Source organism: Citrobacter koseri ATCC BAA-895, assembly GCF_000018045.1.
Classification (GTDB): Bacteria; Pseudomonadota; Gammaproteobacteria; order Enterobacterales; family Enterobacteriaceae; genus Citrobacter_B; species Citrobacter_B koseri.
This window is the reverse complement of the sequence record NC_009792.1, coordinates 1,934,110-1,957,264: the sequence shown is the minus strand read 5'-3', so window position 1 is coordinate 1,957,264 and position 23,155 is coordinate 1,934,110. Positions and strand designations below refer to the sequence as shown.

At 52.9% G+C, this 23,155-nt stretch carries 23 protein-coding genes and 1 tRNA gene; 11 read left to right on the top strand and 13 right to left on the bottom strand.

Annotation, left to right across the window (positions count from 1 at the left end; translation table 11 throughout):
• The first annotated feature begins 11 nt into the window (after nucleotides 1-11).
• The 4 genes from pqiA (at nucleotide 12) to rmf (ending at nucleotide 3,894) form a co-directional block, all read left to right on the top strand.
• On the top strand, nucleotides 12-1,265 hold the full coding sequence (gene pqiA, locus CKO_RS08980) for a membrane integrity-associated transporter subunit PqiA (protein ID WP_024130471.1): 1,254 nt from the start codon (nucleotides 12-14) through the stop codon (nucleotides 1,263-1,265).
• A 4-nt stretch (nucleotides 1,266-1,269) separates the two neighbouring features.
• Complete coding sequence (gene pqiB, locus CKO_RS08975) at nucleotides 1,270-2,910, top strand: intermembrane transport protein PqiB (RefSeq protein ID WP_024130470.1); 1,641 nt, start codon at nucleotides 1,270-1,272, stop codon at nucleotides 2,908-2,910.
• On the top strand, nucleotides 2,907-3,470 hold the full coding sequence (gene pqiC / locus CKO_RS08970) for a membrane integrity-associated transporter subunit PqiC (protein ID WP_012132972.1): 564 nt from the start codon (nucleotides 2,907-2,909) through the stop codon (nucleotides 3,468-3,470). The genes pqiB and pqiC overlap by 4 nt, the downstream gene beginning before the upstream one ends.
• 256 nt (nucleotides 3,471-3,726) lie before the next feature.
• Nucleotides 3,727-3,894 (top strand): ribosome modulation factor, encoded by a 168-nt coding sequence (rmf, locus tag CKO_RS08965; protein WP_012905338.1) that lies wholly within the window; start codon nucleotides 3,727-3,729, stop codon nucleotides 3,892-3,894.
• Between the two features lie 142 nt (nucleotides 3,895-4,036).
• Here rmf and fabA read toward each other — a convergent pair whose 3' ends face one another.
• Together fabA and CKO_RS08955 are read right to left on the bottom strand one after the other, a co-directional pair.
• Nucleotides 4,037-4,555, bottom strand: a complete 519-nt coding sequence (gene fabA, locus CKO_RS08960; RefSeq protein ID WP_012132970.1) for a bifunctional 3-hydroxydecanoyl-ACP dehydratase/trans-2-decenoyl-ACP isomerase — start codon at nucleotides 4,553-4,555, stop codon at nucleotides 4,037-4,039.
• 68 nt (nucleotides 4,556-4,623) lie between these two features.
• Nucleotides 4,624-6,384: an AAA family ATPase gene (locus tag CKO_RS08955; RefSeq protein WP_012132969.1), complete on the bottom strand. Its 1,761-nt coding sequence runs from the start codon at nucleotides 6,382-6,384 to the stop codon at nucleotides 4,624-4,626.
• Nucleotides 6,385-6,569: 185 nt separating this feature from the next.
• Here CKO_RS08955 and matP point away from each other — a divergent pair, with 185 nt between their 5' ends.
• A complete protein-coding gene (gene matP, locus CKO_RS08950; RefSeq protein ID WP_012132968.1) occupies nucleotides 6,570-7,022 on the top strand; it encodes a macrodomain Ter protein MatP in 453 nt (150 codons plus the stop codon).
• 74 nt (nucleotides 7,023-7,096) lie between these two features.
• Here the strand turns inward: matP and ompA are convergent, their stop codons facing one another.
• Nucleotides 7,097-8,143 (bottom strand): porin OmpA, encoded by a 1,047-nt coding sequence (gene ompA, locus CKO_RS08945; RefSeq protein ID WP_048902434.1) that lies wholly within the window; start codon nucleotides 8,141-8,143, stop codon nucleotides 7,097-7,099.
• A gap of 355 nt (nucleotides 8,144-8,498) precedes the next feature.
• Entirely contained in the window at nucleotides 8,499-9,008 is a 510-nt protein-coding gene (sulA, locus tag CKO_RS08940; protein ID WP_012132966.1) for an SOS-induced cell division inhibitor SulA, read from the bottom strand.
• A 216-nt stretch (nucleotides 9,009-9,224) separates the two neighbouring features.
• On the opposite strand from sulA, the gene CKO_RS08935 reads away from it, so the two are divergent.
• Nucleotides 9,225-9,848 (top strand): TfoX/Sxy family DNA transformation protein, encoded by a 624-nt coding sequence (locus CKO_RS08935; protein ID WP_012132965.1) that lies wholly within the window; start codon nucleotides 9,225-9,227, stop codon nucleotides 9,846-9,848.
• Here CKO_RS08935 and yccS read toward each other — a convergent pair.
• Complete coding sequence (gene yccS, locus CKO_RS08930) at nucleotides 9,817-11,964, bottom strand: YccS family putative transporter (protein ID WP_024130467.1); 2,148 nt, start codon at nucleotides 11,962-11,964, stop codon at nucleotides 9,817-9,819. The two genes, CKO_RS08935 and yccS, sit on opposite strands and share 32 nt — an antisense overlap.
• A gap of 18 nt (nucleotides 11,965-11,982) precedes the next feature.
• Nucleotides 11,983-12,429, bottom strand: coding sequence for a YccF domain-containing protein (locus CKO_RS08925; protein WP_012132963.1), 447 nt, complete (start codon nucleotides 12,427-12,429; stop codon nucleotides 11,983-11,985).
• A gap of 123 nt (nucleotides 12,430-12,552) precedes the next feature.
• Between CKO_RS08925 and helD the strand changes: the two genes are divergently transcribed.
• Nucleotides 12,553-14,607, top strand: a complete 2,055-nt coding sequence (gene helD, locus CKO_RS08920) for a DNA helicase IV (RefSeq protein WP_012132961.1) — start codon at nucleotides 12,553-12,555, stop codon at nucleotides 14,605-14,607.
• A 31-nt stretch (nucleotides 14,608-14,638) separates the two neighbouring features.
• Here the strand turns inward: helD and mgsA are convergent, their stop codons facing one another.
• On the bottom strand, nucleotides 14,639-15,097 hold the full coding sequence (gene mgsA, locus CKO_RS08915) for a methylglyoxal synthase (RefSeq protein WP_012132960.1): 459 nt from the start codon (nucleotides 15,095-15,097) through the stop codon (nucleotides 14,639-14,641).
• Nucleotides 15,098-15,212: 115 nt separating this feature from the next.
• Nucleotides 15,213-15,875 (bottom strand): DUF2057 family protein, encoded by a 663-nt coding sequence (locus CKO_RS08910; RefSeq protein ID WP_012132958.1) that lies wholly within the window; start codon nucleotides 15,873-15,875, stop codon nucleotides 15,213-15,215.
• 173 nt (nucleotides 15,876-16,048) lie between these two features.
• Between CKO_RS08910 and CKO_RS08905 the strand changes: the two genes are divergently transcribed.
• Nucleotides 16,049-16,462 (top strand): CoA-binding protein, encoded by a 414-nt coding sequence (locus tag CKO_RS08905; RefSeq protein WP_024130466.1) that lies wholly within the window; start codon nucleotides 16,049-16,051, stop codon nucleotides 16,460-16,462.
• A gap of 60 nt (nucleotides 16,463-16,522) precedes the next feature.
• On the opposite strand, the gene hspQ is transcribed toward CKO_RS08905, so the two are convergent.
• Entirely contained in the window at nucleotides 16,523-16,840 is a 318-nt protein-coding gene (hspQ, locus tag CKO_RS08900; RefSeq protein WP_012132956.1) for a heat shock protein HspQ, read from the bottom strand.
• Nucleotides 16,841-16,897: 57 nt separating this feature from the next.
• Nucleotides 16,898-18,088: a 23S rRNA (cytosine(1962)-C(5))-methyltransferase RlmI gene (gene rlmI, locus CKO_RS08895; protein ID WP_048902395.1), complete on the bottom strand. Its 1,191-nt coding sequence runs from the start codon at nucleotides 18,086-18,088 to the stop codon at nucleotides 16,898-16,900.
• Nucleotides 18,089-18,182: 94 nt separating this feature from the next.
• Here rlmI and yccX point away from each other — a divergent pair, with 94 nt between their 5' ends.
• The gene (yccX, locus tag CKO_RS08890) at nucleotides 18,183-18,464 is read left to right on the top strand and encodes an acylphosphatase (protein WP_012132954.1); all 282 of its coding nucleotides are present in this window, start codon (nucleotides 18,183-18,185) and stop codon (nucleotides 18,462-18,464) included.
• On the opposite strand, the gene tusE is transcribed toward yccX, so the two are convergent.
• Together tusE and yccA are read right to left on the bottom strand one after the other, a co-directional pair.
• Nucleotides 18,461-18,790 (bottom strand): sulfurtransferase TusE, encoded by a 330-nt coding sequence (gene tusE / locus CKO_RS08885; RefSeq protein ID WP_012132953.1) that lies wholly within the window; start codon nucleotides 18,788-18,790, stop codon nucleotides 18,461-18,463. The two genes, yccX and tusE, sit on opposite strands and share 4 nt — an antisense overlap.
• Before the next feature lie 90 nt (nucleotides 18,791-18,880).
• Entirely contained in the window at nucleotides 18,881-19,540 is a 660-nt protein-coding gene (gene yccA, locus CKO_RS08880; protein WP_012132952.1) for an FtsH protease modulator YccA, read from the bottom strand.
• Nucleotides 19,541-19,910: 370 nt separating this feature from the next.
• Here yccA and CKO_RS08875 point away from each other — a divergent pair.
• A tRNA-Ser gene (locus tag CKO_RS08875) sits at nucleotides 19,911-19,998 on the top strand.
• A 136-nt stretch (nucleotides 19,999-20,134) separates the two neighbouring features.
• Here CKO_RS08875 and pgtP read toward each other — a convergent pair.
• A complete protein-coding gene (gene pgtP / locus CKO_RS08870; RefSeq protein WP_024130464.1) occupies nucleotides 20,135-21,526 on the bottom strand; it encodes a phosphoglycerate transporter PgtP in 1,392 nt (463 codons plus the stop codon).
• Between the two features lie 394 nt (nucleotides 21,527-21,920).
• Here pgtP and pgtC point away from each other — a divergent pair, with 394 nt between their 5' ends.
• Complete coding sequence (gene pgtC, locus CKO_RS08865) at nucleotides 21,921-23,153, top strand: phosphoglycerate transport regulator PgtC (RefSeq protein ID WP_172773953.1); 1,233 nt, start codon at nucleotides 21,921-21,923, stop codon at nucleotides 23,151-23,153.
• Nucleotides 23,154-23,155 lie beyond the last annotated feature (2 nt).

Here is a 23,155-nt window from a genome sequence, read left to right as displayed (position 1 = left end):
AAGGAGCGCATATGTGCGAACATCATCATGCTGCGAAGCACATTTTATGCTCGCAATGTGACATGCTGGTGGCGTTGCCCCACCTTGAGCATGGGCAGAAAGCGGCATGTCCAAGATGTGGCACAACGCTGACGACCGAGTGGGACGCGCCAAGGCAGCGTCCCACCGCCTATTCGTTAGTGGCGTTGTTTATGCTGTTGCTTTCCAATCTTTTCCCTTTCGTGAATATGAACGTCGCGGGTGTGAGGAGCGAAGTCACGCTGCTTGAAATCCCCGGCGTCATGTTTTCGGAAAATTACGCCAGCCTTGGCACCTTCTTTTTGCTGTTTGTCCAGTTGGTTCCGGCTTTTTGTCTGGTGACGATATTATTGCTTGTGAATCGCGTCGAATTGCCGCTACGTGTGAAAAAGGTTCTAGCGCGCGTGCTGTTCCAGCTAAAAACCTGGGGAATGGCGGAGATCTTCCTCGCAGGCGTGCTGGTCAGTTTTGTTAAGCTGATGGCTTACGGGGATATCGGGGTTGGAAGCAGTTTTATTCCGTGGTGTTTTTTCTGCATCCTGCAATTGCGCGCGTTTCAGTGCGTCGATCGCCGTTGGTTATGGGACGATATTACGCCGATGCCTGTGCTGGCGCAGCCGCTGAAACCTGGCGTTACCGGCATCCGCCAGGGACTGCGTTCCTGCTCCTGCTGTACGGCCATTCTCCCGGAGAATGAATTAGTGTGTCCGCGCTGTCATGCAAAGGGTCATGTGCGACGCAAAAACAGCCTGCAATGGACGCTGGCCCTGTTATTTACGTCGATCATGCTTTATCTGCCCGCGAATATCATGCCGATCATGATCACCGATTTATTGGGATCGAAGATGCCTTCTACGATCCTCGCCGGGGTCGTTTTGCTCTGGAGTGAAGGGTCTTATCCGGTGGCGGCGGTTATTTTTATTGCCAGTATTATGGTGCCAACGCTAAAAATGATTGCGATTGCCTGGCTGTGCTGGGATGCGAAAGGGCATGGCAAACGCGACAGTGAAAGAATGCACCTGATTTATGAGGTGGTGGAATTTGTTGGCCGCTGGTCAATGATTGATGTGTTTGTAATTGCCGTACTCTCTGCGCTGGTGCGCATGGGGGGGTTAATGAATATTTATCCAGCGATGGGTGCATTGATGTTTGCTTTAGTCGTCATTATGACAATGTTTTCTGCGATGACCTTTGATCCGCGTCTGTCGTGGGATCGTGAACCTGAACCAGGCCATGAGGAGTCCTGACAGTATGGAATCTAAAAATGGGGAAGCCAAAGTGCAGAAGGTAAAAAACTGGTCTCCCGTGTGGATATTCCCTATCGTCACTGCGCTGATTGGGGCATGGGTGCTGTTTTATCACTACAGCCATCAGGGGCCTGAAGTCACCTTGATCACCACGAATGCTGAAGGTATTGAAGGCGGTAAGACCACCATCAAGAGCCGTAGCGTGGATGTGGGGGTGGTGGAAAGCGCGACGCTGACCGACGATCTTACGCATGTAGAGATCAAGGCCAGACTGCATTCCGGCATGGAAAAACTGCTGCACAAAGATTCGGTCTTTTGGGTGGTGAAACCGCAGGTCGGGCGTGAAGGGATCAGCGGCTTAGGCACGTTGCTGTCCGGGGCTTATATTGAGTTGCAGCCGGGGACGAAAGGTAACAGGCTGGAGGATTACCAGTTGCTGGATTCCCCACCTCTGGCGCCGCCAGATGCGAAAGGCATCCGCGTTATTCTTGACAGCAAAAAAGCCGGGCAGCTCAGTCCGGGCGATCCGGTGCTTTTCCGTGGTTACCGCGTTGGCTCGGTTGAAACCAGCACCTTCGATCCGCAAAAACGCTCCATCAGCTATCAACTCTTCATTAATGCGCCAAACGATCGGCTGGTGACCAGCAACGTCCGTTTCTGGAAGGATAGCGGTATTGCGGTGGATCTGACTTCCGCCGGTATGCGGGTTGAAATGGGATCGCTAAGCACGCTGTTTGGCGGTGGCGTGAGCTTTGACGTGCCGGAAGGGCTTGAACTGGGGCAGCCGGTTGCGGAAAAAACCGCTTTCAGCCTGTATGACGATCAGCGAAGCATTCAGGATTCGCTGTATACCGACCACATCGACTATCTGATGTTCTTTAAAGATTCGATTCGCGGCCTGCAACCGGGCGCACCGCTGGAGTTTCGCGGGATTCGCCTGGGGACGGTCAGCAAAGTGCCTTTCTTTGCGCCGAATATGCGTCAGGTGTTTAACACTGACTACCGTATTCCGGTGCTGGTACGCATTGAACCGGAACGCCTGAAAGCACAATTGGGCGAAGAGACGGATGTCGGCGCGCATTTGGCCGAACTGCTCAAACGCGGCCTGCGCGGTTCACTGAAAACGGGCAATCTGGTGACCGGCGCGCTGTATGTTGATCTGGACTTCTATCCGAAAGAGCCGCCAATTACGGGCATTCATGAGTTTAATGGTTATCAGATCATCCCGACGGTAAGCGGTGGTCTGGCGCAAATCCAGCAGCGTCTGATGGAAGCGCTGGATAAAATTAATAACCTGCCGCTGAATCCGATGATTCAACAGGCGACCAATACGCTGTCGGAAAGCCAGCGGACGATGAAGCATCTGCAAACCACGCTGGATAATATGAACAAGATTACCTCCAGCCAGTCGATGCAGCAGCTTCCGGCGGATATGCAGAACACCTTGCGCGAACTGAACCGCAGCATGCAGGGCTTCCAGCCAGGCTCCGCGGCGTATAACAAGATGGTGGTGGATATGCAGCGTCTTGATCAGGTTCTCCGTGAACTGCAACCGGTATTGAAAACGCTGAACGAAAAGAGCAACGCGCTGGTATTTGAAGCGAAGGACAAGAAAGATCCAGAGCCGAAGAGGGCGAAACAATGAAAAAGTGGCTAGTGGTGATGATGGCGTTCTGGTTAACGTCATGTAGCAGTAGCGGAGAAAACAAGAGCTACTACCAGCTACCCGTCGCGCAAGGGGGCGTACAGAGTACGGCAAGCCAGGGAAACCGCTTATTGTGGGTGGAACAGGTTTCGGTGCCGGACTACCTGGCGGGCAACGGCGTGGTGTATCAAACCAGTGATGTGCAGTACGTGATTGCGAGTAACAATCTTTGGGCCAGCCCGCTGGACCAGCAGTTGCGCAATACGCTGGTGGCGAATCTGAGCGCCCAGCTTCCGGGCTGGGTGGTTGCCTCACAGCCGCTGGGCAGCGTGCAGGATACGCTTAACGTGACGGTGACGGGATTTCATGGCCGTTACGATGGCAAAGTTATCGTAAGCGGGGAGTGGCTACTGAACCATCAGGGGCAGTTGATTAAGCGCCCATTCCACATCGAAACCGCGCAGCAGCAGGACGGGTATGACGAAATGGTCAAGGTGCTGGCAGCCGCCTGGAATCAGGAAGCCGCCGCTATCGCTCAGGCGCTGAAGCAAATACCATAAGTTAAAAATATTGTAAATTTAACCGCTTTCGGCACGTCGCCGGGGGCGGTTTTTTTGTTTTTCTGCCCGGTGAAAATAGCTGTTCTGGCTCACAATTTTTGTACAAATGATTTATTGAGTAGCTCACAAATATGACAATGGCGTGAATTTTGCGCATTGACGGGACAACTTTTTCGCGGTATTCGTTTACTGTGATTGCACATTTCGTAATCACTGTTTTCTTTTCCACCAGACATGAAGATGAGGGAAACGAGGCATGAAGAGACAAAAACGAGATCGCCTGGAACGGGCACATCAACGTGGATATCAGGCCGGCATTGCCGGACGCTCAAAAGAAATGTGTCCCTATCAGACGCTGAATCAGAGGTCGCACTGGCTGGGAGGTTGGCGAGAAGCCATGGCGGACAGGGTAGTAATGGCCTGATTCTGTCTCTTTAGAAAAAAGAAACCTCCGCAGTGCGGAGGTTTCGCCTTTTTACAGGCAGGTCAGATAACGTGGTTATGCTGCCATCCGGCAATGACGCCGCGCTTGTGGCAACGCTTATCAGACCTGGAGATGTCCGCGATCAGAACGCTGACGTGTCCTGGAACAGACCTACTTTCAGGTCGTTGGCGGTGTAGATCAGACGGCCATCAACCAGAACTTCGCCATCCGCCAGACCCATGATCAGACGACGGTTAACGATACGTTTGAAGTGAATACGGTAGGTCACTTTCTTCGCGCTTGGCAGAACCTGACCGGTAAATTTCACTTCACCTACGCCCAGCGCACGGCCTTTACCTTCGCCGCCCAGCCAGCCGAGATAGAATCCAACCAACTGCCACATTGCGTCCAGACCCAGGCAGCCCGGCATAACCGGATCGCCGATAAAGTGGCATCCGAAGAACCAGAGATCTGGATTGATATCCAGCTCAGCTTCAACATAACCTTTGTCGAAGTTACCGCCAGTCTCTGTCATTTTGATGACACGGTCCATCATCAGCATGTTTGGTGCCGGCAGTTGTGGGCCTTTAGCGCCAAACAGTTCACCGCGACCAGAGGCAAGAAGGTCTTCTTTTGTATAGGATTCGCGTTTATCTACCATGTTCTCTGTAAGCCTTATTTTATTGAAGCACGCAGGATAGCTAACACGTGTACGCTGAACAAGTCCGATCAGTTCGGTATAAACCAGTTTAGCCAACGTAGCGGCCAGGGAAAACGATGACGTCCTTCCTGTTGTGTAGCCTGGGCAATACGTTCCTGGATGGTCTGCATCAATGTTGTCTGACCTTCGCCATCCCACACCAGATTAAGCAGAAGCGGCAGTGCGTCTGTTACGTCGTCTACCGCCCAGATGCTGAATTTCTCTTCTTCCACGGCCTGCAACAGCGCAGGCTGGAGGCTGAGGTGTCTCACGTTAGCCGCCGGAATAATAACGCCTTGTTTACCCGTCAGTTCACGCTGCTGACAAATTGTGAAAAAGCCTTCAATTTTTTCATTCAGGCCGCCAACAGGCTGGGCGCGTCCAAACTGATCGACGGAACCGGTAATCGCGATATTTTGATTAACCGGCACGTTGGACAGAGCGCTGATCAATGCGCACAGTTCTGCCATTGAGGCGCTGTCGCCATCCACTTCACTATAGGACTGTTCAAAGGTCAGCGAAGCGGAGAACGGGATTTGCTGTTCAAGCTGTAGTTCCGACATCAGGAAAGCCTGCATGATCATCATCCCCTTGGCATGAATGTTACCGCCAAGCTCGGCTTTTCGCTCGATGTCCGTGAATTCACCGTCGCCAATATGAACGACGCAGCTGATGCGTGAAGGCTCGCCAAACGCGCGCGGATGGCCGGGAAATTCAATGACGGAAAGGGCGTTAATCTGACCAATGCGCTCGCCTTCCGTTTCAATCAGGATCTGCTCTTGCAGGATTTCGTCCTGCATGCGCTCCGCAAGATAGCCTTCACGCCATTCGCGTTGGGCAAGCATCAGGGCGAGCTGTTCGGCGCTGCATGTCCCGTCCTGGCACAGCGGCGCGGCTTCTCTGAACTGGCGGGAAATCCATAGCGGACACAGTGGAAGCGTGTCCTGTTCTCCCGTGTAGCGAACGGCTTCGCGTACCAGCACTTGCCAGGCATCAGGCGTTGGCGTTGGCAGATTATTGCGTTTAAGCGTGTGCTGAACCCACTGACACCACTGGGTCATGGTTTCGGCATCCACTATTTGCAGATTATCTTCAAATTCGCTGTAAATCGCCTGTTCAGCCAGTTCCGGCTCCATTTCCTGGAAGTCGGCTAACGATTCACGTTCGCCGACCAACACGACTTTCAGCTTGAGCGGCATAGACGGCACAGAGACCGGCAACGGACGCGACTCGTCAAACGCGACCCAGTCGAATCGGTTATGGCTGACAATCGCCTTCAGACGCATCCACAGCAACGGCTGCGCCAGAAGGGTGCGTAAGGAGATCACCAGAACGCCGCCGTTAGCCTGATGCACCAGACCCGGTTGCAGCGTAATTTCGCCGTTAAACTGGCGCAGACAGCCAAACAGCTGTTCGGCTTCAACCCAGTCAGCGCTGACAACCTGCGCCGACGTGGCAAAATTGTCTTCTGCTTTTTCTGCTGCGCGATAACGGATGGTGTGGCCCGAAATTTCGTAATGGCCCCCGGTCAGCTGACCGGCATCGGCTTGCAACGTTCTGGCCGCATCAGAAAGGAGAGTGAGATACTCGGGCTCTTCCGGCGCTTTCGCCAGCATAAAAGAGGACGACGCCCAGGGCTGGAGAAGTTGTTCCAGCGCAAATTGCAGTCGCGGTTGAGTATCGCTGAGTAGGGTGGCGCTTTCGTCAGTAAAGTGTGGCTGTGCAAATATTTCCTGATAACTGTCGGTATCAGGAACCAGATCACGCCATGCAAGTTTCGTAATGGTCAAAGTTGAGGTTTTTTAGTCTGTTGTAAAAAACGCGATTATACCGTAACAGGCAACGCTGCACACGCGGAAAGCGAATGTAAACGTGCAGGATGACGCGTGAGAGTTCACAGGCTGGATATTCTTTTCTTCAGATGCCCAAAAAACTGATATTCTGATAGGAGTTACACGGTAACGTTGAGAGCGCAATGAAATATCAACAACTTGAAAACCTTGAAAGCGGCTGGAAATGGAAGTATCTGGTGAAGAAGCACCGCGAAGGGGAGTTGATTACCCGGTACGTGGAAGCCAGTGCTGCCAAAGAAGCCGTTGATTTGTTGCTAACCCTCGAAAATGAACCGGTTCGGGTAAATGCCTGGATTGAAGAGCATATGAATCCTGCGCTGTTAAACCGTATGAAGCAGACCATACGAGCACGGCGTAAACGACACTTTAATGCCGAGCATCAACATACGCGCAAGAAGTCTATCGATCTGGAGTTTATTGTCTGGCAGCGTCTGGCGGGACTCGCGCAGCGACGTGGCAAAACGCTTTCAGAAACGATTGTGCAGTTGATTGAAGATGCGGAACATAAAGAGAAATACGCCAGCAAGATGTCGACCCTGAAGCAGGATTTGCAGGCATTACTGGGGAAAGAGTAGAGGTTCGTTTCTTCTTTCTTCTGGTTTCAGACGAAAAAAACCCCGCAGCGCGGGGTTTTTTATTAGACGGGAACTTAAGCCTGCGGCTGAGTTACAACGTCTTTAACGCCTTTAACTTCGATCTCAACGCGACGATCCGGGGCCAGGCAGTCGATCAGTGCAGCGCGAGCTTTCACGTTGTCACAGGTGTTGCCAGTAACCGGGTTGGATTCGCCCATACCGCGTGCGGAGATTTTGTCAGCCGGGATACCTTTGGAGATCAGGTAATCAACAACAGACTGAGCACGTTTTTCGGACAGACCCTGGTTGTAAGCGTCGGAACCGATACGGTCAGTGAAGCCCAGAACCACGACGGAACCGTCTTTCGGGTCCAGGTTGCTCAGCTGGCTGTACATCTGATCCAGAGCCTGCTGGCCTTCTGGTTTCAGCGTTGCTTTGTTGAAGTTGAACAGAACATCAGACTTCAGAGTGAAGTGCTTGGTCTGTACTTCTGGAGCCGGTGCCGGAGCTGGAGCAATCGGAGCTGCTTCTTCCTGCTGGCCGAAACGGTAGGAAACACCAACGCTCAGCAGGCCGTTATCTGGACGACCGCCAACGGTGTTTGCGTCGCCGATGTTGTTAGTCCACTGGTATTCCAGACGGGTAGCGATGTCACGCGTTACAGCGTACTCTACGCCACCAGCGAATACTGGGGAAACACCGGTATCGTGATCTTTGAAGCCAGTGTTGTTCTGAGCGTCTGCGCGCCAAACCATACCACCCAGACGGGTGTAGACATCCAGATCGTCAGTGATCGGATAACCCAGTTTAGCAGTCAGCTGAACGCCCTGAGCTTTGAATGCACCGTTTTGAGTGTTGCCTTTGTATGGCATACGACCTAACCAGTCGTAACCCATTTCAAAACCAACGTACGGGTTTACCTGATAACCACCGAACGCACCGGCACCCAGTTGGCTTTCATGGGTCGGGCCGTTGTTGTCGATCTGGTTGTTGCCAACATCATGGAACTGAGACCAGCCCAGTTTGGCACCAGTGTACCAGGTGTTATCTTTCGGAGCGGCCTGCGCTACGGTAGCGAAACCAGCCAGTGCCACTGCAATCGCGATAGCTGTCTTTTTCATTTTTTGCGCCTCGTTATCATCCAAAATACGCCATGAATATCTCCAACGAGATAACACGGTTAAATCCTTCACCGGGGGATCAGCTCAATAGTTACTCTACCGATATCTGCGGCTTATGCCGAGCACCCCTGGCGATGTAAAGTCTACAACGTAGTTGAAAACTTACAAGTGTGAACTCCGTCAGGCATATGAAAAAAAAAGGCTTGTATACATAATATTTAACATTTCCTGCTGAGAAATCGCTCAGCGAAAATCGCGGAAACCGCTTCTGACAAGCATTCACACACAAAAAGTATTAAGCTTCAGAGCAGATGAAAGAGCAGAAAAAAAATTCCAGGATAAATCCTAATTTCACTCAATGATATAAATTTGAGTGAATTTTTAGCCCGGAATGGTGTCTCGTGGCATGAGCGTGTGCGCTCACAGGACGCATGATAAATCCCATCGCATTTCCCTCATCTGCCGCTTGCGCAAGCCGGGTGTGTTCTTCTTCGCTAAGCTCATCCGCCAGCCAGCCGATAACGACGCTGTAGTTGCCCGTCCGCAATGCGCGAATCATCGACTCCAGCGTATGGCATGGAGAAAGTTGGCTGATCTGCATCACTTTTGTTAAAGGCAGCCCCGCAGATTGAACCCATTCCCGGCTCAGCTTTTGTTGCGGCGTCAGCCAGAGCTGCCAGCGTGATTGCTGACCTAATTGTTGCAGCAGCGGTAAAAGCAGTAATTGCGTCATCATGGGCTGGTCCTCGCGATAGACCACTTCGCTAATAAGCCCGGCGGTGGTGTTCTCTGAAGAGACGCGCGCAATGCTGCCCGCAGTGGAAGAGAACAACGAAGAACGATTTGCATAGCCTGAAGTGTACATAATCAATCCAGCCCTGTGAGTTACTGTATGGATATACAGTAACCCTGCCGCCAATAAAGATCAACCCTATTTTCGGAAACAAACTCGCAATTTTTATCTGTTGTCACCGTAAAAATGAAATTCATCTTGCTCACTGAGAATAAGTTGCCTATTTTCGTCATTAACGGATCTGTTACTGCAAATCATTCTTTTACTTTATGATTTAAAAGGGATTTTATGAAATTACGTTCCTATGACAAGATCTATAAATCACAAGAATATTTAGCCTCTCTGGGCACGGTTCACTATCGTTCGCTGTTTGGTAGCTACAGCCTGACAATCGAGGATACGGTGTTTGCGATGGTGGCTGAGGGAGAGCTATACCTGCGTGCCTGTGAGCAAAGCGTCGCGTACTGCGTGAAGCATTCCCCCGTCTGGTTAACATTTATGAAACGTGGCCGTCCCGTTATGTTGAATTATTACCGGGTGGATGAAAGCTTATGGCGCGATCAACAACAGCTGGTGCTTTTATCACAGTATTCGCTGGATGCTGCCATAAAAGAAAAACGTACCCGTTTTTCACAACGTCGATTGAAGAATCTGCCAAACGTAACGTTTCATCTGGAGAACCTTCTGCATGAGGCCGGAATTAATGATGAAAACACATTGCGGATACTCGGCGCAAAAATGTGTTGGCTGCGGCTAAGAGAGAGCAATAAGCTGCTGACGGTGAAAATTCTCTATGCGTTAGAAGGGGCGATTGCTGGCGTACATGAAGCGGCGCTCCCGGCGGTACGCCGCCAGGAGCTTGCTGAGTGGGCGCAGTCGCTTACGCCGGAGCACCAGAAGGCGACGGCGTGATTTGCCGCTGTAAACGACCAATCTCAGGCAGTAATGCAATGAGCAGGCCAACTTGTTGCACCACCAGGGGTTCTTTACTGTCTGGTTTTGGCTCCAGGTGCTGAATCCGCTCTTTCAGGCTTGCCAGCTCCTGGTGAACGCGCTGTTCATCGGCGGGTTGATGGTGAAGCGCATCATCGACATAACACACTGCATCATCCAGCAGCGCCAGGACATCCGGGTTGGTGAGCTGTTCGCGATGCGCGCCCAGAGCAGAGATATAGCTGGTAAAGGTATGATTGAGGCAGAGTAACCGGAACGCCGCCTCACGAGTTTCGGCAGTGACGTCGGGTTCGCTGGACATATTCGACACCACCGAGGCCAGCTCGGCATCACGGTTGTGGGCGTCACGGCGGGCAATGCGGTAGGCCAGCCGGTTATCCCGCCCCTGATGATACTGCTCAAGGATCGCGTCCAGGTAGCGGCAGTTCGCATCCGTGGCCCGTTGCAGGACACACGGCAGGTTACGAAAGCGCCAGTCGGGCCAGATAAAGCTGACGGCGGCCCACGCGATCGCACAGCCGATCAGCGTATCGATCACGCGCGGCAAGGCAACTTCGAAGCCTTCACCCAGCAGGTTAAAACAGAGTAGCACCAGCAGGGTGATGAACATCGTCGCATGGGCATACTGTACGTTTCGAAAAGCAAAAAACAGGACGCCGGTGATAACCAGCAGTATCAACTGGCCTTCAAGCGAGGGGACAAACCACAAGATTGGTATACCAATGGCGACGCCGACCAGCGTCCCGATGACCCTCAGCGCCAGCCGGTGCCGCGTGGCGTTATAGTTCGGCTGGCAGACGAACAGGCTGGTGAGCAGGATCCAGTAACCGTGAGTCATGCCGGTAATCTGGATCAGCGCGTAACCGACGCAGAGCACCAGCGACATACGCACCGCGTGGCGAAATAGCGCTGAATCGGGAGTGAAGTTACGGCTCAGACGTAGCCAGATATCACTGAACCCATGAGGACTGTCGTCGGCAAGCAGGTTTTCTGATTCGCTGCGCGGCATTGCCTGCGCCTGCTCGGATTCAATCGTCGCCAGTTGCGCATCAATCGCCCGCAGATTGGACAACAAAAAGCCCAGTGTTTTGAGTAAGTCAGCGGATGCTCCAGCGGCGCGCATACGTTCGAGCGCCGCATCAATATGGGTAAACGCGCGCTCGAAGTGTGGATCATGCTGATAAGGCGTACGCAGTAATATACAGCGTGAGAGCTGCATACAGGCTTGCCCCTGCATCGACATCAGGCGCTGGAAACGGAACATCACGTCGCTGTGGCGGAAATGATCGCGCAACGTCTGATACTGAATATGCGATGAGCTTGCACGCTCGTGAATATCCTGCGCGACAAAATAGTAGTGCAGCGTGCGGCGGGTTCCTCGTTGCCCCCGGTCGCCGCGTAAGCGGGTAAGAAGAGAGACTTTCGTCTGATTCAGCGTCGCCATCAGTTGTCCGTTGGCCAGCGCTAAATCATACAGCGGCGCCTGGCTTTCATCCTCGATATCCGGGTCAAACAAGCGCGACTTTAACTCCAGGTAGCGTGCCAGCTGTTCGTAGCTGCGCGCCAGATTATCCTGCAAGGGGCGAATCGGGAAGAGCAGATGCCCGGTCAGCGTCAGCAGGTTGTACCATACGGCGCCAGCAAGGAGCAGAATGGGCTGTTGATACCACTGGTCGTAAAGCGAGGTGCCCAGCATCGTGTAAATAGCGATAAGCAGCGCCCCGAAAGCAATGGTGGCGTAACGCTGCCCTAAACCGCCGAGCAGAATGAATCCGCTGGTAGAGAGCGTTAATCCAATCGCGAACAGCCACGGCCAGGGAAAGAGCAGTTCCACGGAAGCGGAGGCGATAAAAAAACAGATTAATGTGATGATTAAATTGCGCAGACGCCCGGTGAGACGATCATCCAGATCGGTCAGGGCGGCGGCGACCATACCGAGCGTTAACGGTATGGTGAGTTTGACATCGCCCAGCCACCAGGGCAGGGCCGTTGTGCCGCACAGCGCGATAAAAATGCGAACGTAATACAGCCAGGTGCTGTTCCAGGTATAGCGTTTGAGCAAGGGACTTAACATAAAGGCCATCAGTCCTGATTACTCAAAGCGGCGACGCGCACTGGCTTCACGCGCCGCGCGAGCTGTCTCTACGGAAACCACACGGCGTCCTACCGGCCAGAGCGCAATGGCGGCGATTTTAAAATTCGCGATGCCGACGGGAATGCCGATGATCGTAATGCATTGCGCAATGCCGGAGGCGATGTGCATCAGGCAGAGCCACCAGCCAAAGACGATCAGCCAGAAAACATTGAGTACCGTACCGCCGGTATTCAACAGCGTGCTTTTCCCTGCCGGGTTCAGCTCGTCAACATGAACGGCCTCATTACCGTAGGGAAGCAGCGAAAGTTTTGTAATCTCCCAGCATGAGCGGGTTAACGGTAATGTGAAAATGAGCACGATGCTGACGAGTGTGGCCAGCAGCCAGGCCAGAGTGGTGGCAAAACCACCCAATACAAAATTTAAAATATTCAGAACAGTACGCATAAACCCTCGGCTAACTCTGGTTTTCTGTGATTGCAGGCAATTGTAACGTTTTTTTGGGCTGGAGCACGTTTTCTCTGGCGGTTACACTGACAAGAAATACTCTTCGTCTGGATTCGCTGAGTCATGGAACTGAAAGCAACTTCTCTTGGAAAACGTCTGGCGCAACACCCGTACGATCGGGCCGTTATTCTCAATGCCGGTATTAAAGTCTCGGGCGATCGCCACGAGTATCTTATTCCATTCAATCAGTTACTGGCTATTCATTGTAAACGGGGACTGGTGTGGGGGGAGCTTGAGTTTGTCCTCCCGGATGACAAAGTGGTGCGTCTGCACGGTACTGAATGGGCAGAGACGCAGCGTTTTCATCACTACCTGGATGCGCACTGGCAGCGCTGGAGCCAGGAGATGAGCGAGGTAGCGGCCCGGGTTTTACAGGAACAACGGGATCTTATTGCCGAGCGAACCGGAGAAAAACGGTGGTTAACGCGCGAACAAACGTCAGGATTACAGCAACACATTCGCCGCGCTTTTGCTGCGTTACCGCTGCCGGTTAATCGCCTGGAGGAGTTCGAGAACTGCCGCGATGCCTGGCGTAGCTGTCTGGCATGGTTGAACGATATCGAGGGATGCCGCCAGCAGCATAACCAGACCTATACCGAGGTGATGCTGACGGAATATGCCGACTTCTTTCAGAACATTGAGTCCTCGCCGCTGAATCCGGCGCAGGCCAGAGCAGTGGTCAATGGTGAACATTCTTTGCTGGTGCTTGCGGGAGCCGGGAGCGGTAAGACGTCTGTGCTGGTCGCGCGCGCAGGCTGGCTGTTAGCCAGGGGAGAAGCGGCGGCTGAGCAAATTCTGCTGCTGGCCTTTGGCCGCAAGGCCGCAGAAGAGATGGACGAACGCATTCGTGAAAGATTGCATACGGACGCGATCGCCGCCCGTACGTTCCACGCCCTGGCGCTGCATATCATTCAGCAGGGGAGTAAGAAAGTCCCGACCATCAGCAAACTGGAAAACGACGCTGCCGCGCGACATAAACTGTTTATCAAAACCTGGCGTCAACAGTGCAGCGAGAAAAAAGCGCAGGCGAAAGGGTGGCGGCAGTGGCTGGAAGAGGAAATGCAATGGCCGCTGCCTGAGGGCAATTTCTGGGATGATGAAAAGCTACAGCGCCGTCTGGCCTCCCGGCTGGACCGTTGGGTGAGCCTGATGCGAATGCATGGCGGCGCTCAGGCTGAGATGATCGCCAGTGCGCCTGAAGAGATTCGCGATCTGTTCGGTAAGCGCATCAAATTGATGGCGCCGTTGCTGAAAGCGTGGAAAGGCGCGCTGAAAGAGGAGAACGCCGTCGATTTCTCAGGGCTTATCCACCAGGCGATCGTTATCCTGGAAAAGGGGCGTTTTATCAGCCCCTGGAAACATATTCTGGTGGACGAATTTCAGGATATCTCCCCGCAGCGTGCGGCGTTGCTGGCGGCGCTGCGCAAACAAAATTCGCATACCACGCTGTTTGCCGTTGGCGATGACTGGCAGGCGATTTACCGTTTCAGCGGGGCGCAGCTCTCTTTAACGACCGCGTTTCATCACACTTTTGGCGAGGGCGATCGCTGTGACCTCGACACAACCTACCGTTTTAACGGGCGCATTGGCGAAATCGCCAATCGTTTTATCCAACAAAATCCGCATCAGCTCAAAAAGCCGCTTAACAGTCTGACGGCGGGCGATAAGAAAGCGGTAACGTTACTGGATGAAAACCAGCTGGATGCCTTGCTGGATAAGCTTTCAGGATATGCGAAAGAGGATGAGCGCATTCTGGTGCTGGCGCGCTACCACCATCTGAAGCCAGCCAGTCTTGAAAAAGCGGCGACCCGCTGGCCTAAGCTGCAACTGAATTTTATGACCATCCATGCCAGTAAGGGCCAGCAGGCTGACTATGTGATTATTGTCGGGTTACAGGAAGGCAGTGATGGTTTCCCGGCGCCTGCGCGCGAGTCGATTATGGAAGAAGCATTACTGCCGCAGGTGGAGGATTTCCCGGATGCGGAAGAGCGGCGACTGCTGTATGTGGCGCTGACGCGCGCCCGGCATCGGGTCTGGTTGTTATTTAACAAAGAGAATCCGTCGCGCTTTGTGGACGATCTTAAGCATCTGGACGTGCCGGTGGCGAGGAAGCCTTAAGAGCAGGCGGCTTGTGCCGCCTGTGGGAGCGTTATTTCAGGCGTTCAGCCAGGTAACGTTGATAATCCGGGATCAGGATATCCACGGCATCGTTAAAATGGGGAGACTGGACAATAAAGTCAGCCGTAGACGCGTTGGTGGCGACCGGAATGTTCCACACCGTAGCCAGACGCAGGAGCGCCTTCACATCTGGATCGTGCGGAACGGCATTGAGCGGGTCCCAGAAGAAAATCAGCACATCAATCTTCCCTTCAGAGATCAGGGCGCCGACCTGCTGATCGCCGCCCATCGGGCCGCTCAGCATCGCGTTAACGTTCATACCCGTGGCGCGTTGAATTAAGTTTCCGGTTGTGCCTGTGGCATAAAGCTCGTGCTTTTCCAGCAGCGGCTGGTGGCGTTCCACCCAGCTCATTAACATCTGTTTGCAGTGGTCGTGCGCCACCAGAGCAATGTGTTTGCGCGCAGGCAAGGTGCGAGTCGTCAGTTCCATAGTTCAATTCCGTAGTTAACCTTGCTACAGAGTACTGGAAGCGCTTGACGCTGCAAGAGAAAGACGAAAAAAATGCGCGCCGACTCGTCATACTCGCCAGCGTCGACATAAAATGTCAGGAGGGCGGTTGTTTTTCCGCCCATTGCAGGAAGTTATTACGCGTTTGCGGATCGGCTTGTTTGAACCAGTATTTGAGTCGCTGCTCCGTGAGTGCCTGAGACTGCGGCGGAACGGCGTCCAGCTCAGAGATCCCGGAAAGCAGCGTGCTGTCATCGGCCATCATCGTGGCGAACTGCGGCAAGGAGGCGCGTTTATCGGCTTTGTTGTAGCGCTCGGTTTCGGTTTCGTAATCAATGATTTTGGCGGTCGAGGTGATTGCCAGAATATCCAGTTTGACCGGAATCGGCATTGCGTCGCCGTCCAGCAGTTCCAGACGCGGCGTGGTGGAAAAATGCGCGGCTTCTCGTTCGGTTTCCAGATGTGGAAGGTGAAAATTGACCTGGCTGATGAGTTGCGTGTTAAAGCTGATCACCAGCGGGGGAGAAATGTAGAGTCGTTCCTCGTGGCTGGACAGGCGAATGGTCTTCTCAACGCGAAACACAAGCTGATGCGGGCCGTTGTCCAGTTCGATGCTGTCCGCGCCGCGCAGCAATGAACTGGAGACTTTTTTGCCGTCTAACACTAAAAGGTCAATGTCATTTGAAAGACGAAGGGTCGTGGCAAAGGCGGTTACCGGCAAATACAGAACGAATAACATGGTTATAATGCCGGTTTTCATAGGGTTCTCCTGTCCAAAAACCGCCCGGTTAATAATGTATCAAAATTTTTCGCTAATCATGTTTACTAACATATAGACATATTTTTAGCTTTTGCTCTCATACGTCCGTATGGGATGAATGGTTGCAATGTCAGGTTTGTCGTACACTTTGCAAAACAGCCTGGAGAAAGATGATGAAAGAGACCGATATCGCTGGCATTTTGACGTCCACGCGTACCATCGCGCTGGTGGGGGCAAGTGATAAGCCCGAGCGCCCAAGTTACCGTGTGATGAAATATTTACTCGACCAGGGCTACCACGTTATTCCTGTCTCGCCGAAGGTGGCCGGAACCACGTTGTTGGGGCAGAAAGGCTATGCGAAGCTGACGGACATACCGGAAAGGGTCGATATGGTTGATGTCTTCCGTAATTCAGAAGCCGCATGGGGCGTCGCGCAGGAAGCTATCGCCATTGGCGCGAAGACCTTATGGATGCAACTGGGCGTAATTAATGAGCAGGCCGCCGTGCTGGCGCGAAATGCGGGATTGAAAGTCGTGATGGATCGCTGTCCGGCAATAGAGATTCCGCGTTTAGGGCTGGCGAAATAAGGGCTCAGACATAGCGTGTAAGCCCGATAAGCGTCGCGCTATCGGGCATTTTACGTTGAATCAGTTGCGCAGACGCGGCGCTTGCAGCTGTTTGCGAATAGTGCGCGCCAGTTCATCCATCGAGGGTTGCTCGGGATGCTCATCTTGCGTTTCACTGCTTAACTGGGCTTCAGCCAGATAGGTATGTACAGGCTGGCCTTCATCATCTTCCATCACCACGTGATACCAGGGAGCGGCGCGAAGTTCGTCGTTAACCGCCAGCTCATCAGGTGACGGTTCATCAAGCGAATATTCCGGGTCGATATCCACGACCACTCCGAGGTAACCTAACAGGGAATGGCGGACCTGCTGGCCGATACCGAATTTGCTGGCAATCATAGTCACCTCCCGGGAAATAGATACTCTCAATATGAGGGTAACATTCCACTTTTCAAGTTACATGACGCGACAGGCAAACCCTTTCAGATACAGCCCTTCCGGGTAGGTAGCGATCACCGGATGATCGGCAGCCTGACGGAACTGCTCTATAAATTGTACATCACGACCGGCATCTATTGCGGCATCTGCAATGATTTTCTGAAATAAATCTGTGGTCATCAGGCCGGAACAGGAGAACGTCAACAGCACGCCGCCCGGATTCAACAACTGGATAGCCAGCATGTTGATATCTTTATAGCCGCGACAGGCCCCCATCAGCTGGCTTTTATTTTCGACGAACTTCGGTGGGTCCATCACGATGACGTCGAATTTCTCTCTACGATCGCGGTAGGCGCGCAGCAGTTTGAACACATCGTCACGCACAAACTCGGCTTTGCTCAGATCCAGTTTGTTCAGCTCAACGTTTTGCTTCGCGATATCCAGCGCTTCCTGCGATGTATCAACGCTCACCACCTGACGGCAACCGCCCATCAGTGCCGACACGGCAAAACCGCCGGTATAGGAGAAGCAGTTCAGCACGCGCTGGTTTTCCACATAGCGACGCGTCGCCAGGCGGCTGTCACGCTGATCGAGGTAATAGCCTGTCTTATGACCCCCCTGAATATCTACCAGCAGCTTCATGCCATGCTCTTCGATGGGCAGCAGGGCAGGCGGCAGTTCGCCGGTGACGGGCCCCTGGGTGAGTTCCATCCCCTCTTTTTTACGCACGGCGACGTCGCTGCGGTCGTAGATCGCACATTCGGGATACTGCGTTTGCAATGCGCTGATCAGCGCGGCGCGTTGATATTCCGCACCTGCGCTCAATAGTTGCAGAACCAGGAAGTTACCGAAGCGGTCGATAGTGATGCCCGGCAAACCATCGGATTCACCGGCTATCAGACGGTAGCTGTCCAGCCCGTCTTTTTTCGCCAGCCAGTCGCGCCACTGTTGCGCCTGGTGCAGACGACGAGTGAAGAACGCAATGTCGATGGATTCCGCCTGATCGAATGTCCAGACGCGTGCACGAATTTGCGAGGCGGGAGAATAGGCGCCGCGCGCTAACCATTTACCCTGATGGTCAACAATATCGATGGTTTCACCGAGGCTGGCTTTACCTTCCATTCGGGCTACGGCACCGGAAAAGACCCACGGATGGCGACGAAGTAAAGATTTTTCGCGCCCTTTGGCTAACACTAAACGTACACTCATAATTTGCTATTCTGTCGAATCAAAGAAATGGGCGCCATTGTCCTGAGTTTTGCGAGGATTTGCAACGCGCCCCGCGATGATAAGGAGCACAACAATGTCGAAAGTTTGCATAATCGCCTGGGTACACGGTCGGGTTCAGGGCGTTGGTTTTCGCTATACCACGCAGCATGAAGCGCAGCGCCTGGGGCTGACGGGCTATGCGCGCAATCTGGATGATGGAAGCGTGGAGGTGGTGGCCTGTGGCGAAAGTGAACAGGTGGACAAACTGATGAAGTGGCTGAAGGATGGTGGGCCACGTAGCGCCAGGGTAGACAGGGTTCTGAGTGAGCCACATCGTCCTGGCGAGGAGTTAACAGGTTTCCGTATCCGCTATTAAATACATTTCACCGGTTTAGGCAGGCCAGCAATCTTCGTTGCCTGCTTTGCCGGGCCTTTCGGAAACAGGCGATACAGGTAGCGGCTGTTGCCTTTTTCTTCGCCAAACTTATTCGCCATTGCTTTCACCAGCATACGGATGGCCGGAGACGTATTAAACTCCAGGTAGAAATCACGCACAAAACGCACCACTTCCCAGTGTTCAGGAGAGAGGGTAATACCTTCCTTTTCAGCAATCGCGACTGCCAGAGGTTCGCTCCATTCCGCCGTCTCTTTTAAATAGCCTTCGCTATCCGTACTGATTTCTTTGCCTTCAAAGATCAACATAAATTCTTCACAGCGTTAGTCAAACTGGCGTCAGTTTACCAAAAAACAAAGCCCCGCATAAGCGGGGCCTGGTTAATGCGTTCTTATATCTTAATCGCGGCTGGCGAAGCCCAGAATGCTCAGCAGGCTGACGAAGATATTGTACAGCGAGACATACAGGCTGACCGTTGCGCGAATGTAGTTCGTCTCACCGCCACGGATGATGTTGCTGGTCTCGAACAGGATTGCCCCGGAAGAGATCAGGATAAACACCGCGCTGATGGCCAGATGCAGCGCAGGCAGTTGCAGGAAGATATTCGCAACCATGCCAATCAGCACCACAACGATACCCGCCATCAGCATACCGCCCAGGAAGGACATATCTTTACGCGTTGTCAGTACATAAGCGGAGCAGCAGAAGAAGACCAGTGCCGTACCGCCCAGCGCCATGCCGATAACATCGCCCATACCCGCTGAGAGGTAGGCGTTGAGAATTGGGCCAAGAATGTAGCCCAGGAAGCCGGTAAAGGCGAACGCCGACAGGATACCGGTGGGTTTATTCGCCGTTTTATAGGTCAGGAACATCAGACCGTACATGCCTACCAGCGTCAGAATGAGACCCGGAGACGGCAGCATCAGCACCGTACTGGCGGTGGCGGTGATCGCAGAGAACGCCAGCGTCAGGCTCAGCAGGAAATAGGTATTGCGCAGCACTTTATGGGTGCTGAGTAGCGATGTGCGGTCGCGTGAAGAAGTAATAATACGATCCATGAGTCACTCTCTTATGACAGATGTAGTTAGCGAAAGAGGATAATAAAACCGCTGATAATCACACAGCGGTTTTACCCATCTTTACGCATTTGATCTCTAACAGGTTAAGCATGTTATTTCAGGCGTTGTCGCGAAACCCACCCGACATAAAACGTGACGGGGGAGAAGAGGCGGCAGTAAAGGTTGATGATGAGCGCATAATAAAAGAGGCGCAACGGAACATTTGCCGCCGGGCCTCTTTTTTATGCTGAATAAATGGTCAATTTGTTGTTATTTCAGGCTATTAACAGCTTTTTGCCTGTTTTTCAGGCAAACGAACACATTCGGGCTTTACACGGCGCATCGGGATGTTTATAGTGCGCCTCATTCAGGAAGTGTGGCCGAGCGGTTGAAGGCACCGGTCTTGAAAACCGGCGACCCGAAAGGGTTCCAGAGTTCGAATCTCTGCGCTTCCGCCAGATTAAACAAAGGGGTTACCGAAAGGTAGCCCCTTTGTTTTTGTGTCAAAAAATATCGTATCCCGCTTCTTTCAGATCATGCCGAACCCCGGATAACAAAAGCTATCCGGGGTTTTCTTTTCCCTGGTGTGGGCGATTATTGTGCGTCGGCCAGTGTTAAAGAGGCGTCTTCCTGCTGAGTGTTCTTACGCTGTTGCTCAAGTTCCAGCGCACCGCGATGAGAGAGATAGCAGAACAGAATGCAGCAGACTATCCCGCCCATCAGCAGATAGAAACCGCCATGCCAGCCCATTTTATCCACCATCACGCCAAACAGGCTGGTGCCTAACGAGGCGCCAAAGATGTAGCTCATAAATCCGCGTAAGCCAACGGCTGAACCTACGGCAAAGCTGGGAACAATTTCCATCGTCTGGACGGAGGCCAGAAACTGCGGGACGTAAATCAGGCAGCCAACAATCGCCGCGAAAACCGTCACCATCAGCAGAGATTCACTTTTCCAGTAACCGATCAGGCAGACGAAGATCAGCGCCATACAGATCATGGCTAACGGCATCCGACGTCCTTTGAACAGTTTGTCGGAGAGCCAGCCGGCCAGCAGGGTAGAAGGAATGGCCGCCCATTCAAAAAACAGGAAGGCGACGCTCATCTGTTCCTTGGAAAAATGTTTCACCGTCAGCAGGTAGATAGGCAACCAGCTGATCATGCCGAAGCGCACCATATAGACGAACACGTCCACAAGGGAGACATACCAGGCGTTTTTGTTACGCAGCACGTACGTGCAGAAGATCTGGAATGCGCTCATGTTCTCCGGCGCTTTTACGGCGTGTCTGGTCTTCAGCACCACTTTCTCTTCCGGCATCATCTCTTCCAGCGCAGGCAGGCCCTCCTCACGCGGCGAGCCTTTACCAAGCAGCAGTACAATCAGGGCGAAAACCACCGCCACGCAGGCCGGAACAATGTAGCTGGCGCTCTGCCAGTGTTCACTGCCGAGGATTGCAAACGCGGCACCTACGATCGGGGCGACAATCCCGCCGCCAACGTTATGCGAAATGTTCCAGAACGCCCCCACACGTCCACGCTCCCGACGCGGGAACCAGTTAGCGATAGTGATAAAAGAGGGGCCGACGCCCATCCCCTGAAACAGGCCGTTCAGGACAACCAGCGCAGCGAAGATCCAGAATGCGGTACTGAACCCCAATCCGACGTTTACGATAGCGCACAGCACCAGGCCGCAGGCCATAAAGACTTTCGGGCTGGCTTTATCTGCGAGGCTGCTCATGACGCCTTTGCTGATTCCGTACGCAATGAGCATACAGCTGCTGAGCAAACCGATCTGCGTGGCGCTCAGGTCTAACTGTTCTTTCAGGTAAGGCGTGGATAATGTGAAGTTATTGCGCACAATATAGTACGCCAGATAGCCCAGAAATACGCTAAGCAGCGCCTGCATACGGTATCGACCATAAGTTGCCTGAATTTTCTCAGCAGGAACTTTATTCGCCGATGGCCCTGTTTTAAATATTGATAACATGTCGTCACCTGTATTTTATATTGGTATGAACATCAGGAGTATTCGGCATGAAGAGTGAAATAAGCGGCCATGAAACTCAAGTCGATGAAATGTGTCAAAATTGACTCAAAATGATGAATTGAAAGGTTATTTTTGACACGTTTTGAATGATTGAAATGCGGCGTAATTAATCAGACGCTGAATTTATGTCTGGCTTGTGCGGATATTAACAAATTCCACATTCATTATCTGGTAATCTTTGCTGGTATTTTCGGATGCCAGCACGAATATTTTTACGATAGTGGTTATTCATCCGCTAATCGTCACAAACGGGTAAGTTTTGTCTCAACGCTATTTTTTCGATATCTCAATATTTATGAACGGGATCACAAACATGTTTCTTCGTCGGGGCGGGATGGTTAGCAAAACGTTCGCGTTGCTGCTGCTGACCGCGTTGTTCAGACCCTGTGCGGCGCAAAGCAATGAACTGGTGATGGCGACAACATTTTCCCCCAGCGCCACCGCGTGGATTATCCAGCGCTGGCAGACGGAGCCGGGGTCGGTGATGATTCGCACGCTCAATCGCACCAGCGCCTCGCTGGAACAGTTGCTTGATACGGCAAATGCGGAAAACGTTGATCTGATTCTGACCTCGTCGCCGATGTTGCTTCAGCATCTTCAGGAACATCAAAAACTGGCGCCGTTCAACGGTGCGCCGTCAGTCAGTCAACATCTGGTGCCGGAATCGATCCGTTCAACCTCCGTTGCCGTGGCTATCTCGGGATTCGGTTTGCTGATTAATCGCTCGGCGCTGACTGCACGGCATCTGCCTTCGCCAACGGGCTGGGACGACCTGACCGACCCCAGATATCAGGGGGCGCTGTTGATGAGCAGCCCATCGCGCTCGGATACCAACCACCTGATGGTGGAGGCGCTGTTGCAACAAAAAGGCTGGGCGCAGGGATGGGAAACGTTGTTGGCGAGTGCGGGAAACCTCGTGACGATTTCATCACGCAGCTTTGGCGTGGCGGATAAAATAAAAAGCGGGCTGGGCGTGGCCGGCCCGGTGATTGATAACTATGCCAATCTGTTGCTGAACGATCCTCATCTGGCCTTTACCTACTTTCCGCAGTCGGCCGTTTCGCCTACCTATGTTGCGGTACTCAAAAACAGCCAGCATGCCAGCGAAGCGCGGCGTTTTATTCGCTATCTGTTAAGCCCGGAAGGGCAGCGGATCCTCGCTGACGCCAATACGGGGAAATATCCGGTTACGCCGCTGGCGGCAGGAAACCCACGGGCAGCGCAACAGGCGGTGCTGATGAATCAACCGCCGTTAAATTATCGGCTGATCCTGAAACGTCAGCGTCTGGTTCAGCGTATGTTTGATACGGCAATCAGCTTTCGTCTCGCCCAGTTGAAAGATGCCTGGCGAGCGCTGCACAGCGCGGAAGCCCGTCTTAAGCGTCCGTTGCCTGAAATACGCGCGCTGTTAACCCGTGTGCCGGTCGATCCGGCAAGCAGTGAAGATGAAGCCTGGCTGGCGCAGTTCGACAATAAGAGCTTTGCGGAGCAGCAAATGATGGAGTGGCAGATCTGGTTTCTCAACAACCAGCGTCAGGCGATCAATAAACTGGAAGAACTGAAATGAAG

Excerpts from the sequence above, each read along its gene's own strand:
- pqiA (WP_024130471.1), top strand. The coding sequence starts at position 12 with ATGTGCGAACATCATCATGCTGCGAAGCACATTTTATGCTCGCAATGT.
- pqiB (WP_024130470.1), top strand. The coding sequence starts at position 1,270 with ATGGAATCTAAAAATGGGGAAGCCAAAGTGCAGAAGGTAAAAAACTGG.
- pqiC (WP_012132972.1), top strand. The coding sequence starts at position 2,907 with ATGAAAAAGTGGCTAGTGGTGATGATGGCGTTCTGGTTAACGTCATGT.
- rmf (WP_012905338.1), top strand. The coding sequence starts at position 3,727 with ATGAAGAGACAAAAACGAGATCGCCTGGAACGGGCACATCAACGTGGA.
- fabA (WP_012132970.1), bottom strand. The coding sequence starts at position 4,555 with ATGGTAGATAAACGCGAATCCTATACAAAAGAAGACCTTCTTGCCTCT.
- matP (WP_012132968.1), top strand. The coding sequence starts at position 6,570 with ATGAAATATCAACAACTTGAAAACCTTGAAAGCGGCTGGAAATGGAAG.
- ompA (WP_048902434.1), bottom strand. The coding sequence starts at position 8,143 with ATGAAAAAGACAGCTATCGCGATTGCAGTGGCACTGGCTGGTTTCGCT.
- sulA (WP_012132966.1), bottom strand. The coding sequence starts at position 9,008 with ATGTACACTTCAGGCTATGCAAATCGTTCTTCGTTGTTCTCTTCCACT.
- CKO_RS08935 (WP_012132965.1), top strand. The coding sequence starts at position 9,225 with ATGAAATTACGTTCCTATGACAAGATCTATAAATCACAAGAATATTTA.
- yccS (WP_024130467.1), bottom strand. The coding sequence starts at position 11,964 with ATGTTAAGTCCCTTGCTCAAACGCTATACCTGGAACAGCACCTGGCTG.
- CKO_RS08925 (WP_012132963.1), bottom strand. The coding sequence starts at position 12,429 with ATGCGTACTGTTCTGAATATTTTAAATTTTGTATTGGGTGGTTTTGCC.
- helD (WP_012132961.1), top strand. The coding sequence starts at position 12,553 with ATGGAACTGAAAGCAACTTCTCTTGGAAAACGTCTGGCGCAACACCCG.
- mgsA (WP_012132960.1), bottom strand. The coding sequence starts at position 15,097 with ATGGAACTGACGACTCGCACCTTGCCTGCGCGCAAACACATTGCTCTG.
- CKO_RS08910 (WP_012132958.1), bottom strand. The coding sequence starts at position 15,875 with ATGAAAACCGGCATTATAACCATGTTATTCGTTCTGTATTTGCCGGTA.
- CKO_RS08905 (WP_024130466.1), top strand. The coding sequence starts at position 16,049 with ATGAAAGAGACCGATATCGCTGGCATTTTGACGTCCACGCGTACCATC.
- hspQ (WP_012132956.1), bottom strand. The coding sequence starts at position 16,840 with ATGATTGCCAGCAAATTCGGTATCGGCCAGCAGGTCCGCCATTCCCTG.
- rlmI (WP_048902395.1), bottom strand. The coding sequence starts at position 18,088 with ATGAGTGTACGTTTAGTGTTAGCCAAAGGGCGCGAAAAATCTTTACTT.
- yccX (WP_012132954.1), top strand. The coding sequence starts at position 18,183 with ATGTCGAAAGTTTGCATAATCGCCTGGGTACACGGTCGGGTTCAGGGC.
- tusE (WP_012132953.1), bottom strand. The coding sequence starts at position 18,790 with ATGTTGATCTTTGAAGGCAAAGAAATCAGTACGGATAGCGAAGGCTAT.
- yccA (WP_012132952.1), bottom strand. The coding sequence starts at position 19,540 with ATGGATCGTATTATTACTTCTTCACGCGACCGCACATCGCTACTCAGC.
- pgtP (WP_024130464.1), bottom strand. The coding sequence starts at position 21,526 with ATGTTATCAATATTTAAAACAGGGCCATCGGCGAATAAAGTTCCTGCT.
- pgtC (WP_172773953.1), top strand. The coding sequence starts at position 21,921 with ATGGTTAGCAAAACGTTCGCGTTGCTGCTGCTGACCGCGTTGTTCAGA.